This window comes from Rhodococcus sp. NPDC004095, from assembly GCF_053604015.1.
Window position 1 is genome coordinate 226,553 of sequence record NZ_JBSGGS010000009.1, and the last position, 15,646, is coordinate 242,198.

The following is a 15,646-nucleotide window of genomic DNA, read 5'->3' on the forward strand; positions in this document are numbered from 1 at the left end:
TGCGAATGCCGGCTAGCCGCTCAGGCAGCCCGGACCCAGCAGCGCCTTGAGGTCGCCCATCAACGCCGACGACGGCTCCACCCGCAGGCTGTCGTCGAGCTTGAGCATCGTGATGCGAGACCCACTGACCAGGCGCAGGTGCACGTCCGAGGTACCCGGATGCCGGGTGAGCACCTGCTTGAGCGCACCCACCTTGTCCGGGGTGCACAGTCGCGTCGGCAGGCTCACCGCGAGCGGCTTGGCCACGCCGATCGCCGAGAGATCCGGCACCGCAAGATCGTTCGCGATGATCGAGACCCGCTCGTCGCGGACGTTGACCCGGCCCTTGACGAGCACCACCGAGTCCTCGGCGATGTCCATCCCGTACACCGAGTAGGCCTGCGGGAAGAAGATCACCTCGACCGAGGCACCTCCGACACCTTCGAGTTCGGTTGCCGCCCAGGTCAATCCGTTCTTGTTGATCCGGCGCGTCACCGACGCGAGGATGCCGCCGACGGTGACCTGCGCGCCGTCGCCGGCCTGCCCCTCCAGGATCGCGGCGATCGGGGTGTCGGTCTGCGCCGTGATCACGTGCTCCACCCCGTCGAGCGGATGCCCGGAGACGTACAGGCCGAGCATCTCGCGTTCCAGGGCCAGCTTGTGCTTGGTGTCCCACTCCTCGTCGGGCACCTTCACGTTGAACACCGACGCGATCGACTCGTCCGCGTCGGCGCCGCCGAACAGGTCGAACTGGCCGACGGCCTCCGCCTTCTTGGTGCCCATCACCGCGTCGATCGCGTCGGTGTGCACCAGGAACAGGCCCTTACGCGGATGCTCGAGCGAGTCGAACGCCCCGGACTTGACCAGCGACTCGGTGACCTTCTTGCTGCACGCCTGCGCGTCGATCTTGTTCAGGTAGTCGGAGAAGTCGGTGAACTTCCCCTTCTCGGCGCGGGCCGCGATGATCGACTCCACGACGTGTGCGCCGACGTTACGGACCGCGCCCATACCGAACCGGATGTCCTCGCCGACCGACGCGAAGTTCACCACCGACTCGTTGACATCCGGAGGCAGCACGGTGATGCCCATCGACCGGCAGTCCGCCAGATAGATCGCCGACTTGTCCTTGTCGTCGCCGACCGAGGTCAGCAGCGCGGCCATGTACTCGGCCGGATAGTTGGCCTTGAAGTACGCGGTCCAGAACGACACCAGGCCGTAGCCCGCGGCATGCGACTTGTTGAACGCGTAGCCGGCGAACGGGAGGACGGTGTCCCACAGCGCGGTGATCGCCGCCTGGGAGAAGCCGTTCTCCTTCATGCCCGCGGCGAACCCGTCGTACGCCTCGTCGAGGATCTCCTTCTTCTTCTTACCCATCGCGCGTCGCAGCAGGTCGGCCTGGCCGAGGGAGTACCCGGCGACCTTCTGCGCGATCTGCATGATCTGCTCCTGGTAGACGATCAGGCCGTACGTCTCGGCCAGGATGTCCTTCAGGGGTTCCTCGAGCTCCGGATGGATCGGCTTGACCTCTTGCAGGCCGTTCTTGCGCTTGGCGTAGTCGGTGTGCGCGTTCACACCCATCGGGCCCGGCCGGTACAGCGCGAGCACCGCGACGATGTCCTCGAACCCGGTCGGCTTCATCAGCTTGAGCAGGCTGCGCATCGCGGTGCCGTCGAGCTGGAAGACGCCGAGGGTGTCGCCCCGGGCCAGCAGCTCGTAGGTCGCCGGGTCGTCCAGCGGCAGCTTGTCGAGGTCCAGGTCGATGCCGCGGTTGGCCTTGAGGTTCTCGATCGCGTCGCCGAGGACCGTCAGGTTGCGCAGACCGAGGAAGTCCATCTTCAGCAGGCCGATGGCCTCACAAGACGGGTAGTCCCAGCCGGTGATGATGGCGCCGTCCTGCGCGCGCTTCCAGACCGGGATCGCGTCGGTGAGCGGCTCGCAGGACATGATCACCGCGCAGGCGTGCACGCCTGCGTTGCGGATCAGACCCTCCAGACCGAGCGCGGTGTCGTAGATCTTCTTGACGTCCGGGTTGGTGTCGATCAGCTGACGGACCTCGACGGCCTCCTTGTACCGCTCGTGCTCGGGGTCGGTGATGCCCGACACCGAGATGTCCTTGGCCATGATCGGCGGCGGCAGGGCCTTGGTGATCTGATCGGCGATCGCGAAGCCGGGCTGGCCGAACTGGACCCGCGCGGAGTCCTTGATCGCGGCCTTCGTCTTGATGGTGCCGAACGTGATGACCTGGGCGACCTTGTCGGTCCCCCACTTCTCCGAGGCGTACCGGACCATCTCGCCGCGGCGGCGATCGTCGAAGTCGATGTCGATGTCGGGCATCGACACGCGCTCGGGATTGAGGAACCGCTCGAACAGCAGACCGTGCGGCAGCGGGTCGATGTTGGTGATACCCATCGCGTACGCGACCAGCGAACCGGCCGCCGAGCCACGCCCGGGTCCGACCCGGATCCCGACGTCCTTCGCGTGGTTGATCAGGTCGCCGACCACCAGGAAGTAGGCGGGAAAGCCCATCTGATTGATGACGTCGATCTCGTACTCGGCGCGGGTGACGTACTCCTCCGGCACCTCCTGGCCCGGGAACCGGGTCTCGCGCAGACCGCGCATCACCTCGTGATGCAGGAACGACTGCTGGGTGTGGCCCTCGGGGACCGGGAAGATCGGCATCCGGTCCCGGTGCGTCCACACCTCGTCGTAGGGCTGCACCCGCTCGGCGATGAGCAGGCTGCTGTCGCAGGCGCCGGGCACCTCGGTGTCCCAGATCGCGCGCATCTCCTCGGCTGACTTGAGGTAGTAGCCGTCACCGTCGAACTTGAAGCGGGTGGGATCCGAGAGGGTCTTGCCGGTCTGGATGCACAGCAGCGCCTCGTGGTTCTCGGCGGCGTCCTTCGTCACGTAGTGGCAGTCGTTGGTCGCCAGCGGCGGGATGCCGAGCTGCTTGCCGATGTTCAGCAGGCCCTCACGGACCCGGCGCTCGATGGACAGGCCGTGGTCCATCAGCTCGAGGAAGAAGTTGTCCTTGCCCCAGATCTCCTGCCACTTCGCGGCCGCCTCGAGGGCCTCGCGGTCGTGGCCGAGCCTCAGCCGGGTCTGGATCTCCCCCGACGGGCAGCCGGTGGTCGCGATGATGCCCTCGTGGTGCTCGGCGATGATCTCCTCGTCCATCCGGGCCCACTTGCCGAGCTGCCCCTCGATCGACGCGCGCGACGACAGCTTGAACAGGTTGCGCAGACCGGTCGCGTTCTCCGCGACCATCGTCATGTGGGTGTACGAACCGGAGCCGGACACGTCGTCGGACTTCTGGCTCGGGTCGCCCCACAGCACGCGCTTGGTGTTGAACCGGGACTCCGGGGCGATGTACGCCTCGATGCCGATGATCGGCTTGATCCCGGCCGCCTTCGCCTTGTTGTAGAACTCGCTGGCTCCGTACATGTTTCCGTGGTCCGTCATCCCGACCGCGGTCATGCCCAGCCGCTGGGCCTCCTTGAACAGCGGACCGACCTTCGCCGCGCCGTCGAGCATCGAGTACTCGGTGTGATTGTGAAGATGGACGAAGGAGTCAGCCACGCACCGAGTGTAGGCGGTCGGGCGGACACGATTTCCCGGCACGCCGGGTGCCTCATCCCGGCACGCCGGGGCCACCTGCGGCGACCGGTGGCCGACGTGACGGACGATACCCACCGGACCCCGATCCGCACCCGAACCTGGAGTATCCGTGACCCTCGAATCCCTCGCCCCGACACCCACCCGGCACGGGCGGGTCCTGCTGTGGAGTCTGGCCGGGCTGGCCGGCGGCATCACGGCCCGGTGCATCCTCAGCCCGCGCCCGGGCGCACTGCTGATCCGCCGGGTGTTCGGCCGGGCGACGACGGACGCGAACGCCGCGCTGGCGGTCCACGAGCCGACCGGGGTCGAGTCGGTCACCGGCATGCGGTACCGCCACGACGACCCCGACGCCCTCTTCGACGTCCACTTCCCCGTCGGCACCGACCGAGCGCTGCCCACGGTGGTGTGGACCCACGGCGGCGCGTGGATCTCCGGCCACCGGAGCGACTACGCGACCTACCACCGGCTGATCGCGGCCCGCGGATACACCGTCATCTCCGTCGGCTACTCCCTCGGCCCGGAACGGACGTACCCCACCGCGGTGCACCAGCTCAACGACGCGCACGCACACCTGATCGCGAACGCGCGGGACCTGCACATCGACCCCGACCGGATCGTGCTGGCCGGCGACTCGGCGGGCGCCCAGCTGTCGAGCCAGCTCGCGGCGGCTGTCACCGACCCCGGCTACGCCGCCGAGATCGGCGTGGTGCCGGCCCTGACGCCTGACCGGCTGCGCGCGGTGGTGCTGAACTGCGGAATCTACGACGTGCCCGCGATGACCGGGGGCTCCGGACTGATCGGGTGGGGCGCCGACCACTCCCTGTGGGCGTACACCGGCGTCCGCGACGTCGCGGGCTCACCCGCCGCGGCGCAGATGTCCACCCTCCGCCACGTCACCGCGGACTTTCCGCCCACCTATCTCAGTGGCGGCAACGCCGACCCGCTCACAGCGACCCAGTCTCGCCCGCTGGCGGAGGCGCTGACCCGCCTCGGCGTCGACGTCACCGAGGTGTTCTATCCCGACGACCACGAGCCGCCGCTGGCGCACGAGTACCAGTTCGACCTGGACACCGCCGCCGGTGCGGCCGCACTGGAGAAGACCGTCGCGTTCCTCGCGGCGCACACCCGGTAGCGGTCGGACCGGCGAGTCCGGAGACCCCGTCGACACCGCACGACACGCTCGCATCGACCACGCACACATGCCTCGACGGTGCAATGATTGGTCGCGCAGCCTCGCCCCAGCCGCGAAAGGACGAACCCCATGGCGTCGAACACCGGCGACGAGACGACCTTCACTGCCGCCGAACGCGACGCGATGAAGCAGCGCGCCGCCGAACTCCGCGCGCAGGGCCGCAACGGAAAGGGCGCGGCGAAGAGGGAGCGCGAGGCCCAGGCCTGCCTGGACGCGATCGCCGCGCTGACCGGGGCCGACAAGCAGATCGCCGAGCGCCTGCACACGGTCGTCACCGAGGAGGCCCCGCACCTCGACCCGAAGACCTGGTACGGCTTCCCCTCCTATGCGCGCGACGGCAAGGTCGTCGTCTTCTACCAGCCGGCGTCGAAGTTCGACACCCGCTACGGCTCGATCGGCTTCAACGAGGACGCGCTCCTCGACGACGGATCGTTCTGGCCCACGGCGTTCGCCGTGCTCGAGGTGACCGACGAGATCGAGCAGCGACTGCGTGCGCTCGTACGCAAGGCAGCCGGATAGCCGATCCGCGTCCGATGTCGGTCGGCTGGCGCCCCCACGGGCTCAGTCGGCGGGCACGCCACGGGCGAGGTCGGTCGGCTCCCCGTCCCGTCGCCCGCGCCGCACCCGACGCACCGCGTCGGCGGTGAACACCGCCAGCGCCAGCCAGATCAACGCGAAACCGGCCCAGCGGGATGCGGGCATGGCCTCGTGCAGCACCACGACACCCCACATCATCTGCAGGCCCGGGTTCAGGTACTGGATGATGCCGAGCGTCACCAGCGGCACCCGCTGGGCGGCCGCCCCGAACAGCAGCAGCGGCACCGCGGTCACCACGCCCGCCGAGATCAACAGCGCCGTGTGACCGGCGCCGTGCCCGAGGAACGTGCTCGTGCCCGCCACCGTGAGCCACACCAGGTAGCCGATCGCGAACGGCGCGGTCACGATCCCCTCCGCCGTCAGGCTGGTCACCGGATCGAGTGGAATCGTCTTCTTGATCAGGCCGTAGGCCCCGAAACTCAGGGCCAGCACCAGCGCGATCCACGGTGGGCGGCCGTAGTCGATCGTCAGGATCACGACGGCGAGCGCACCGAACCCGAGGGCGACGGCCTGCCAGCGGTTGATCCGCTCCCGCAGCACAAGCATCCCAAGCAGCACGCTGACGAGCGGGTTCACGAAGTAGCCGAGGGCCGCCTCGACCACCCGGCCGGACGTCACCCCATAGATGTAGACGCCCCAGTTGATCGAGATCGCCGCCGCGGCCGCCACGACCATCAGCGCCGACCGCAGCGTCAGGGTGCGCAACCGGGACAACCGCCCGACCACGGTGGCGACCGCGAACATCACCACCAGCGTCCAGAGCATCCGCTGCGCGAGAATCTCCACCGGCGCCGCGGGCGCGAGCAGGCCGAAGAAGATCGGGAACATCCCCCACAGGACGTAGGCGCCGACGGCTGCCGCGATGCCGACCTCACGGTCACCGCGCGGGCCGCGCACACGGTCACGGCGCGGGCCCCTGCCCTCGCTCGTCGCTGCCGCGACCGGTTCGCTCATCGCTCCGGCACCTCACCGTCGTCGGGGCCCGGCACCACGGTCACCGTCTGCTCGGGGAGCAGCGGCCGGACCGCGAACCGTCCGAAGACGGCGTCCCCCGGCAGCGCCTCCACCGACCGCACGCCCGGGACCGCGCCGAGCGCGGCGAGATCGCTCTGCGGTGCGCGCACCGTCGCCGCGACCACACACGCACAGTTCCCGGCCAGCCTCGAGGCCGACACCGCATCGATCCGGCCCTGACGGTCCCACTCACCGGTGGTCCCGTGCAACTGCGCCGCCGCGTATCCGGGTGCGCGGGCGATCGAATCGGCGCCCGCGACCCCGACCGGGACAATCGGCGTCTGCACGCGGTCGATCGGGACCCGGAACCACAGTTGGGTGATCACGTCGTCCCCGAGCAGTATCCCGGCCTGCTCCGCGGTCACCTCGGTGTCGAAGCCGACCAGCCCCCACCGCACGTCGGCGGCGCCCGGTTCCAGCGTCGCCGCCGCGCGGGTCAGGTAGTCGGCGACGAGTTCACCCGAATCCGGACCGAGCCGGTCCGTGGTGATGGGCGCCGGCTCCGGCGGGTTCGCCACCCCGAGCGCGAGCACCACCGCGGCGAGGACGAGCGCGCACGCCGCGGCGATCGCGGCGGCGACCCGGTCACGCACTCCGCAGGACATCCAGGGCGTGCTGCAGATCCTTCGGGTACTCACTGGTGATCTCGACCCACCGGCCGTCCGCCGGATGGGCGAACCCCAGCGACCGCGCGTGCAGCCACTGCCGTTCCAGACCGAGCCGTTCCGCGAGCCGCGGGTCGGCGCCATAGGTCAGGTCACCACAGCACGGGTGCCGCAACGCCGAGAAGTGCACCCGGATCTGGTGGGTGCGACCGGTCTCGAGGTGGATGTCGAGCAGGCTCGCCGCCTGGAACGCCTCGACGGTGTCGTAGTGGGTGATCGACGGCTTGCCGTCCGCGGTGACCGCGAACTTCCAGTCGTTGCTGCGGTGCCTGCCGATCGGCGCATCGATGGTGCCGCTCGACGGATCCGGGTGGCCCTGCACCAGCGCGTGGTACCGCTTGTCGATGGTGCGCTGCTTGAACGCCCGCTTGAGGACCGTGTACGCCCGCTCCGATGTCGCGACGACCATCACACCGGAGGTGCCGACGTCGAGCCGGTGCACGATGCCCTGTCGTTCGTGCGCTCCCGAGGTGGAGATCCGGAACCCGGCCGCGGCCAGTCCCCCGACGACCGTCGGGCCGGTCCAGCCGACACTCGCGTGCGCGGCGACACCGACCGGCTTGTCGACGGCGACGACGTCGTCGTCGGCGTACAGGATGTCCATCCCCTCGACGGGCTGCGCCTCGACGGTCAGCGGACGGGCAGGCTCCGGCAGCGTGACCTCCAGCCACGCACCGGACGGCAGCCGGTCCGACTTGCCGACTGCGCTGCCGTCGACCAGCACCGACCCCTCGTCCGTCAGCGACGCCACCGTGGTGCGCGACAACCCGAGCAGCCGCGCCAGCCCCGCGTCCACCCGCATGCCCTCCAAGCCGTCCGGTACGGGCATGGAACGCGTCTCGCGCATCAGGACTCCTTCTCGCTGGGCTCGTCGGTGCCGGTGGTGGCATCGGTGGGTTCGTCGGCCTGGCCGCGGGTGCCGTCCGGGTTGATCCCGAACAGCGTCAGCAGGACGAGCAGGATCGCGCCGCACACGACCCCCGAGTCGGCGACGTTGAACACCGGCCACCAGCCGACCGACACGAAGTCGACGACGTGGCCCTGCAACGGTCCGGGCGCGCGGAAGATCCGGTCGATCAGGTTGCCGAGCGCACCGCCGAGCACCAGGCCCAGACCGAGCGCCCACCACGGCGACCGCAGGGTGCGACCGATCTTGATCACGGCGACGACGACGGCGATCGCGACCAGGGTCAGCAGCCACGTCATCCCGGTCGCCATCGAGAACGCCGCACCGGGGTTGCGGATCAGCTTCAGGGTGACCACGTCACCGATGACGTGGATCGGATTCCCCGGCTCGATGAAACGCACGGCCGCGATCTTGGTGACCAGGTCCAGCACGAGAACCACCGCGGCGATCACGACCAGCATCCGCATCCGCAGGGGATGCCGTCCGGCGTCCGATCCCGATTCCTCCACGGGCGGTGCCGCAGCACTTTCAGGCGTGGGGTTCACCCCTTTCTCCGCATCACTCACCCCGCCATCATCCCTCACGGGGCGGGCCGGGGCTGCAGGCACCGTCCGCTGCGGGCCCGCACACCTGCGGCGTGGCTAACCTGGACGGGTGTCAGTGTTCTCGAATCGGGCCGGGCGGGTCACCGCCGCCCTCGCCGCGGTCGCCCTCGCCGCCGCCTGCAGCAACAACGACGGGCCCGCACCCGCCGCCACCGATACCGCGAAGGAGACCACGGTTCCGATCTCCGCGATCACCACCACCGTCATCGACCCGGGCGCGGAGCCGCGTGAGCGGATAGTGCTCCACCCCGGTGCGGGCGTCGCCCAGCAGGTCGTGATGACGACGCGCTCGGAGATCTACCAGCAGATCGGTGACCAGCCCCAGCAGGACCTGTCCACCCCGGAGGTGTCGATGCCGCTGACCTCGGTGGTCACCGGCCCGGCCGATCCGGCGCTGACCGTCGACCTGACCCTGGGAGCGATGCGCTCGCCCGACCCACGACTGCAGGACGCGTTGGCGTCCTCCGACGGATCCAAGGCCGGACTGACCGTCCAGCCGTCCGGAGCCGTCACCGCCCTCCGGATCACGCCGGCCCCCGATTCCCGCGACATCGCCCGGTCCGCCATCGAGCAGGCGTTCTACCAGGCCGTGTACCGCGGTGTCGCATTCCCCGACGCCGAGGTCGGAGTCGGCGCGGTGTGGACGATGCAGCAACAGGTGATGAGCGGGATGACCCTGAACCAGGTCACCACCGCAACGCTGCGCGAACGCGACGGTGACCGGCTCACCGTCGAGGTCTCGGTCACCCAGACGCCCGTGTCCCCGGTCTGGGACCTGCCCGGCGACACCGGAACCCTCAACATCGACACGTTCACGATGTCCGGCACCGGCACCCTCGTCGTGGACCTCGGGGCGCCGCTGCCCGTAGACGGATCCGTCACCGTCAGCGGCGAACAGACCTACACCGACCCGAACAGCACCACCCGGCTGCGGCAGGCGACCACCAACAGCGTCCGGTGGTCGCAGCAGTGACCGCCGGACGAATGCGGGTGGCGGGGCTGGTGGCCGCACTCGCGGTCACACCGGCGCTGGTCTCGTGCGGTGAGGACTCCTCCGACCCGGTGTTGCCTCCGGTGACCACCGTCGCGGCCCCCACCGCACCGGCGACGACGACGGTCGACGAGGCGGGGCTGACGGCCGCGCTGCTCACGGTCGCAGACCTGCCGGCCGGATTCGCGGCGCTCCCCGACCCGGTCGCCGATCTGGGACTGCCCGAGGCCGCCGCGGATTCGGAGTCGGACAGGTCCTCCACCGACCCGCAGGCGTGCGCCGGGGTGCTCGCCCCGATCGCCGACCAGGTGCCCGGCGCCGCCGCCGAGGGCGTCGCCCGGTTCGCCGGCCCCGACTTCACCAGCATCGACACCGATGCCGCCGCGTACCCCGATTCCGGTGCGGCACAGGCGTTCACCGCCGTGCAGAGCGCCTTCGCCTCGTGCGCCGACTACTCCGGCACCGACGCCGACGGAGTCACCGTGCACTACCGGCTCGGCGGGCTCGACCAGCCCACCGTCGGGGACGCCTCCGTCGCGGTGCGCCTGGAAACCAGCAGCGAGGGCTTCACCATGACCTCCGACACCGTCGTCGCCGTCGTCGGCGGTGCCGTGGTGCAGGTCACCGCGACCGGACAGCAGCCGATCGAGCCTGCGGTCATGACCCGCCTCGCCCGCACCGCCGTCGACCGGCTCCGCGCCGGGACCGACTAGGCGCCGCCCTCGGCCGCCGGGCCCGAGAACGCCGAATGCCGGCACCCACGAGGGGTGCCGGCATTCGAGGACCGTGCGTCAGACGCAGGCCGGTGAGGTCAGGTTCGCCAGCTTGATCATGTTGCAGGCGTACTCCTTCGACAGCACCCACTGGCCGTTCTCCACGACGAAGGTCGCGGTGCCCGGGTTGACCTGGCCGCCGATGTCGAGGTTCACGGTGGCGGTCAGCGTGCCGTCGCCGTTGTCGAGGATCGGGTCCACGACGGTGACGGTGGCGTTGTTCTGCTTCGCCGCGGCGGCGACCTGGTCGAACAGGCCCGGATCGGACGAGCCGTCCTGCACCAGGGTGACCTTCTCCTCGACCGGGGTGGCCGGGTCGAGGCCCTTGACCAGCATCGCGTTCAGCTCGGCGGCCGTCGGCGCCGGCGGGGAGTCGATGGTGGCGGCAGCCGCGGCGGTGGTCGTCGCCTTCTTGGTGGTGGTCGAGTCGGTGGTGTCACCGTCCGAGCTGCAGGCGCCGAGGGTCAGGGCGGCCGCAACCGCGACACCGGCCACGAGAGTCTTACGGAGCATCAATGCGTGTCCTTACGTCGTTGGTGGAACATTTCCCGGGCAAACACAATTCAGTGCGTCCTGGTGCGCGCCGGACGAGTCCGTCGGCCGGATCCGTCGCGCGAGCACGTGTCACCTTAGTTAACACGGGAAAAATAAGGGGTTCCTTAACGAAGACTGTCCGCCGGATCCGCAGTCTCGAGAGCCTCGTCACCCTCCGGGAACGTGCGGGCCGGTCCCGGACCGGTGGACCGGGTCTCGAACCGAACCGTCACCACCCCGTGCCCGCAGCCCTGTACCCAGCCGTGACCGTGGTCGACGTGCCGCACGTCCTGCCCGGGCCGCCACCGTGACACGGGACCCGCCGGGGTGGTGCGCGCCGAATCCGGGATCGCGGCTGTGTCCGGATTCACATCGTCCGCGGCGCCCTCGCCGTGGTCGAGGTCCGGGAACAACGATCCCTGCGCGGCGGCCGTCAACCCGCCGAGCGAGACACCGACGAGGCGGACCGCGCCGAGCTCCCGCGGATCGATCAGCTGCCGGCGCGCGGTCGCGATCAGCGTCTGCCGGTCGGTGGTGGCGTACGGCAGCGTCGCCGACCGGGTCACGATCGTCATGTCGGCCTTCTTGAGTTTGAGCACCACCGTCCGGGCGGCCCGGCCGTCCCGCAGGAGCCGGCCGTGGGCGTGGCCTCCGGTCTGTTCGACCGCCGCCCGCAGCTGGTCGAGCGAGACCAGGTCGGTCGCGAAAGTCGTTTCGGCACTGATCTGTTTCGCGTCCGCGCGTTCGGCGACCGGTCGGTCGTCGATGCCCTTGGCGAGCCGGTGCAGGCCCGGTCCGACCGTCGCGCCGAGCAGCGTGACGACCTCGGTCTCGCTCGTCGCGGCGAACTGACCGATCGTCTCGATGCCGAGCCGGCGCAGCTTCGACTCCGCGACCGGCCCGATACCCCACAGCTTGCGCACCGGAAGTGCCTCGAACAGGGCGGGCTGTTCGTCGGCGGTGACCACCCGCACACCGTCCGGTTTCGCCAGTCCGGACGCGATCTTCGCGATCTGCTTGCCCGATCCGGCGCCGATCGACGCGACCAGACCCGTGTTCTCCCGGATCAGCGCCCGTAGGCCCTCCGCGAACTCCCGCACCTCGCCCGCGTCGGCACCGACGAGTTCCGGTGGCTCGCCGAACGCTTCGTCCAGCGACAGCATCTCGAGCACCGGCATCCGGGTGCGCAGCGTGTCGAACACGGTCGCACTGACCGCGGAGTACAGCGGCCCGCGCGGGGGCAGGACCACCGCCCCCACCCCGACGAGCCGCCGCGCCTGGTGCATGGGCATGGCCGACCGGGCGCCGTACGCGCGAGCCTCGTAGCTGGCGCCGGCAACGACGCCGCGACCTCCGAGGCCGCCGACGAGGACCGGCCGCCCACGCAGCGTCGGGCGGGTCAGCTGCTCCACGGACGCGAAGAACGCATCCATGTCCAGGTGCAGGACCCACCGCCGCTGCGTGGGCGGCCGATTCATGTCAGGCCTTCGTGATGACGGCCCGGACGCCCTCGCCGAGGTCCACGGCACCGGCACCGGCGGCGCCCAGTTCCAGTGTGGTGGCAAGGATTTCGCCGGCAATCAGGTCGCGGTGGCGCTGCGCCCAGTCCGCCCGGTCCGCGGGCACCTCGAGGGTGACGGCGATCCGGTCCGAGACGTCGAGCCCGGCCGCGCGGCGCGCGTCCTGCAGCTCACGGATCCGGTCCTTCGCCCACCCCTCGGCCTCGAGTTCCTCGGTGACCTGCGAGTCGAGCACCACCAGACCGGCGTTCTCGGGCAGCGCGGCAGTCGACTCCGGCTCGGCGGCGACGAGGCGACGGGTGTACTCCTCCGGCAGCAGCTCGATCCCGGCGGCACTGACCACACCGTCGGTCTCGCTCCAGTCGCCGGCCTTGACGGCCTTGATGACGGTCTGCACGTTCTTGCCGAGCCGCGGACCGGCGGCGCGGGCGTTGACGACCAGCTCGAACTTCCCGTGCGCGTCGACGTCCCCGGTCAGGTCGACCTTCTTGACGTTGACCTCGTCGGCGATGATGCCGAGGTAGGGCCGAAGTCGCTCCGCGTCGGCCGCGGCGACGGTGACCTCGGGCAGCGGCAACCGCACCCGCAGGTTCTGCGCCTTGCGCAGACCCAGGACCGTCGAGCAGACGTTGCGGACCTCGTCCATCGACTCGACCAGCTCCGCGTCGGGCACCAGTTCGGTGGCGCTCGGCCAATCGGCCAGGTGCACCGAACGACCACCGGTCAGGCCGCGCCAGATCACCTCGGTCGCCAGCGGCAGCAGCGGCGCCGCCAGCCGGCAGGTCACCTCGAGCACCGTGTGCAGGGTGTCGATCGCGTCCCGGTCCTCGTCCCAGAACCGGTTGCGCGAACGTCGCACGTACCAGTTGGTCAGCGCGTCGCAGAACGTGCGCAGCTCGTCGCACGCCCCGGCGATGTCGTTGACCTCGAGCGCGTCGGTGATCGCGTCCCGCGTCGCGGCGAGCTTCGCGAGGATGTACCGGTCCAGCACGTTCGGCGAATCGGTGCGCCAGGTGCCCGGCTTGGACGCGTACAGCTGCAGGAAGCTCCACGCGTTCCACATCGGCAACAGCGCCTGCCGGACGCCCTCCCGGATGCCCTGCTCGGTGACGATCAGGTTGCCGCCGCGCAGGATCGGCGACGACATCAGGAACCAGCGCATCGCATCGGAGCCGTCCCGGTCGAACACCTCCTTCACGTCCGGGTAGTTGCCCTTGGACTTGCTCATCTTCAGGCCGTCGTCACCGAGCACGATGCCGTGCGCGGCAACGGTTTTGAACGCCGGACGATCGAACAACGCGGTCGCCAGCACGTGCAGGGTGTAGAACCAGCCGCGGGTCTGGCCGTTGTACTCGACGATGAAGTCGCCCGGGTTGTGCGGGTCCTGGCCGCCGGTGCCGTCGAACCAGTCCTTGTTCTCGAACGGGTAGTGCACCTGCGCATACGGCATCGAGCCGGACTCGAACCAGCAGTCCAGCACCTCCGGGACGCGACGCATCGTCGACTTGCCCGTCGGATCGTCCGGGTTCGGCCGGGTCAGTTCGTCGATCATCGGCCGGTGCAGATCGGTCGGGCGCACCCCGAAGTCGGCCTCGAGCTGATCGAGCGAGCCGTACACGTCGATCCGCGGGTACGCCGGATCGTCCGAGATCCACACCGGGATCGGGCTGCCCCAGTAGCGGTTCCGGCTGATGTTCCAGTCCCGGGCGCCTTCCAGCCACTTGCCGAACTGGCCGTCCCGGATGTGCTCGGGCACCCAGGTGATCTCCTGGTTCAGCTCGACCATCCGGTCCCGGAACTTGGTCACGGCGACGAACCACGACGGCACCGCCATGTAGATCAGCGGCTGACCCGACCGCCACGAGTGCGGATAGGAGTGCTCGATCGTCTCGTGCCGCAGCAGCTTTCCTGCCGCCTTGAGGTCCTTGATGATCACCGGGTTGGCGTCGAAGACCTGCAGGCCCTCGTACGGCGGCACGAGCGACGTGAACTTGCCGCCCGGATCGAGGGGCTGAACGATCTCGATGCCGTTCGCCGTCGCGACGTCCATGTCCTCCTCACCGAAAGCCGGTGCGAGGTGCACGATTCCGGTACCCGAGTCGGTGGTGACGTAATCGGCCGAAAGCACCCGGTGCGCGTTCTCGTGCCCCTTGCCCGGGCCGTGGAAGAAGTCGAACGGCGGGGTGTACGACAGGCCGACGAGATCGCTGCCCTTGTACTCGCCCAGCACCTCGGGCTCGGAGCCGAGCTCGCGCGCGTAGTGGCCGAGGCGGTCCTTCGCGAGGACGTACCGCTTGCCGTCCTCGCCTGCGACGAGCACATAGGTGATGTCCGGGTGCACCGCGACCGCCAGGTTGGACGGCAGCGTCCACGGCGTCGTGGTCCAGATCAGCGCATTCGCGCCGTCCAGGTCACCGAGGTGCTTCTGGTCGCTACGCAGGCTGCCCTCCGGCGCGCTGAGCACCATGTCGACGGTGACCGCCGGGTCCTGACGCATCTTGTATGCGTCGTCGAGGCGGGTCTCCTGGTTCGACAGCGGGGTCTGCTCGTACCAGCTGTACGGCAGCACCCGGAAGCCCTGGTAGATCAGCCCCTTGTCGTACAGCGACTTGAACGCCCACATGACCGACTCCATGAAGTCCAGGTCCAGGGTCTTGTAGTCGTTGTCGAAGTCGACCCAGCGGGCCTGCCGGGTCACGTAGTCGCGCCACTCGTCGGTGTAGCGCAGCACCGACTGCTTGCAGTACGCGTTGAACTCGGCCAGGCCCATCGCGTCGATCTGCGACTTGTCCTTGATGCCGAGCTGCTTCTCGGCCTCGAGCTCGGCCGGCAGGCCGTGGCAGTCCCAGCCGAAGCGGCGCTCGACCTTCTTGCCGCGCATGGTCTGGTAGCGCGGGATCAGGTCCTTGACGTAGCCGGTGAGCAGGTGCCCGTAGTGCGGCAAACCATTGGCAAACGGTGGGCCGTCGTAGAAGACGAACTCCTCGGCACCCTCGCGGTTCGCGATGGACGCGCGGAAGGTGTCGTCGGCATCCCACTCGGCGAGCACACGCTGCTCGAGTTCGGGGAAGTTGACGCCGGCGCCGGAGCGGCCGCCGGTCAGGTCGAAGCGCGGATAGGTGGCGCTCACATCGCCGGTGTTGCCGGACGCGCTGTTGTCGGACACAGTTCGTGCTCCCTCGTGCCTGCTGTCTCTGGCACGGGGACGACGTGGACGCCTGTGCGCCGTTGCCGCGGTACCACCCCGCTTG

Annotated in this window: 12 protein-coding genes; 4 read left to right on the plus strand and 8 right to left on the minus strand. The window is 69.7% G+C overall.

What is annotated here, in order from left to right:
• Positions 1-12: 12 nt before the first annotated feature.
• On the minus strand, positions 13-3,558 hold the full coding sequence (dnaE, locus tag ACWEPG_RS19080; protein WP_452595010.1) for a DNA polymerase III subunit alpha: 3,546 nt from the start codon (positions 3,556-3,558) through the stop codon (positions 13-15).
• A gap of 148 nt (positions 3,559-3,706) precedes the next feature.
• On the opposite strand from dnaE, the gene ACWEPG_RS19085 reads away from it, so the two are divergent.
• Both ACWEPG_RS19085 and ACWEPG_RS19090 read left to right on the plus strand, forming a co-directional pair.
• Positions 3,707-4,729: an alpha/beta hydrolase gene (locus ACWEPG_RS19085; protein ID WP_452595011.1), complete on the plus strand. Its 1,023-nt coding sequence runs from the start codon at positions 3,707-3,709 to the stop codon at positions 4,727-4,729.
• Positions 4,730-4,858: 129 nt separating this feature from the next.
• Entirely contained in the window at positions 4,859-5,308 is a 450-nt protein-coding gene (locus ACWEPG_RS19090; RefSeq protein ID WP_450135045.1) for an iron chaperone, read from the plus strand.
• 42 nt (positions 5,309-5,350) lie between these two features.
• Here the strand turns inward: ACWEPG_RS19090 and rarD are convergent, their stop codons facing one another.
• The 4 genes from rarD to lspA are packed head-to-tail and all read right to left on the minus strand — an operon-like array spanning position 5,351 to position 8,439.
• Positions 5,351-6,340, minus strand: a complete 990-nt coding sequence (rarD, locus tag ACWEPG_RS19095) for an EamA family transporter RarD (protein WP_452595012.1) — start codon at positions 6,338-6,340, stop codon at positions 5,351-5,353.
• Entirely contained in the window at positions 6,337-6,993 is a 657-nt protein-coding gene (locus ACWEPG_RS19100) for a hypothetical protein (RefSeq protein ID WP_452595013.1), read from the minus strand. The genes rarD and ACWEPG_RS19100 overlap by 4 nt, the downstream gene beginning before the upstream one ends.
• Complete coding sequence (locus ACWEPG_RS19105) at positions 6,986-7,912, minus strand: RluA family pseudouridine synthase (RefSeq protein ID WP_450114741.1); 927 nt, start codon at positions 7,910-7,912, stop codon at positions 6,986-6,988. The genes ACWEPG_RS19100 and ACWEPG_RS19105 overlap by 8 nt, the downstream gene beginning before the upstream one ends.
• Complete coding sequence (gene lspA / locus ACWEPG_RS19110; protein ID WP_452595055.1) at positions 7,912-8,439, minus strand: signal peptidase II; 528 nt, start codon at positions 8,437-8,439, stop codon at positions 7,912-7,914. Before lspA ends, ACWEPG_RS19105 begins: the two co-directional genes overlap by 1 nt.
• A 187-nt stretch (positions 8,440-8,626) precedes the next feature.
• Between lspA and ACWEPG_RS19115 the strand changes: the two genes are divergently transcribed.
• Both ACWEPG_RS19115 and ACWEPG_RS19120 read left to right on the plus strand, forming a co-directional pair.
• Positions 8,627-9,550, plus strand: coding sequence for a hypothetical protein (locus tag ACWEPG_RS19115; protein ID WP_452595014.1), 924 nt, complete (start codon positions 8,627-8,629; stop codon positions 9,548-9,550).
• The gene (locus ACWEPG_RS19120) at positions 9,547-10,281 is read left to right on the plus strand and encodes a sensor domain-containing protein (protein ID WP_452595015.1); all 735 of its coding nucleotides are present in this window, start codon (positions 9,547-9,549) and stop codon (positions 10,279-10,281) included. Before ACWEPG_RS19115 ends, ACWEPG_RS19120 begins: the two co-directional genes overlap by 4 nt.
• A gap of 78 nt (positions 10,282-10,359) precedes the next feature.
• Here the strand turns inward: ACWEPG_RS19120 and ACWEPG_RS19125 are convergent, their stop codons facing one another.
• The 3 genes from ACWEPG_RS19125 to ileS form a co-directional block, all read right to left on the minus strand.
• Positions 10,360-10,857, minus strand: coding sequence for a hypothetical protein (locus tag ACWEPG_RS19125; RefSeq protein WP_450114737.1), 498 nt, complete (start codon positions 10,855-10,857; stop codon positions 10,360-10,362).
• 143 nt (positions 10,858-11,000) lie between these two features.
• Positions 11,001-12,353 carry a DNA polymerase IV gene (locus ACWEPG_RS19130; RefSeq protein ID WP_452595016.1) on the minus strand — a complete coding sequence of 451 codons (1,353 nt, stop codon included), beginning with the start codon at positions 12,351-12,353 and terminating at the stop codon, positions 11,001-11,003.
• Position 12,354: 1 nt separating this feature from the next.
• Positions 12,355-15,525, minus strand: a complete 3,171-nt coding sequence (gene ileS, locus ACWEPG_RS19135) for an isoleucine--tRNA ligase (RefSeq protein WP_452595056.1) — start codon at positions 15,523-15,525, stop codon at positions 12,355-12,357.
• Between the last annotated feature and the right edge of the window lie 121 nt (positions 15,526-15,646).

Excerpts from the sequence above, each read along its gene's own strand:
- rarD (WP_452595012.1), bottom strand. The coding sequence starts at position 6,340 with ATGAGCGAACCGGTCGCGGCAGCGACGAGCGAGGGCAGGGGCCCGCGC.
- lspA (WP_452595055.1), bottom strand. The coding sequence starts at position 8,439 with ATGCGGATGCTGGTCGTGATCGCCGCGGTGGTTCTCGTGCTGGACCTG.
- ACWEPG_RS19105 (WP_450114741.1), bottom strand. The coding sequence starts at position 7,912 with ATGCGCGAGACGCGTTCCATGCCCGTACCGGACGGCTTGGAGGGCATG.
- ACWEPG_RS19090 (WP_450135045.1), top strand. The coding sequence starts at position 4,859 with ATGGCGTCGAACACCGGCGACGAGACGACCTTCACTGCCGCCGAACGC.
- ACWEPG_RS19130 (WP_452595016.1), bottom strand. The coding sequence starts at position 12,353 with ATGAATCGGCCGCCCACGCAGCGGCGGTGGGTCCTGCACCTGGACATG.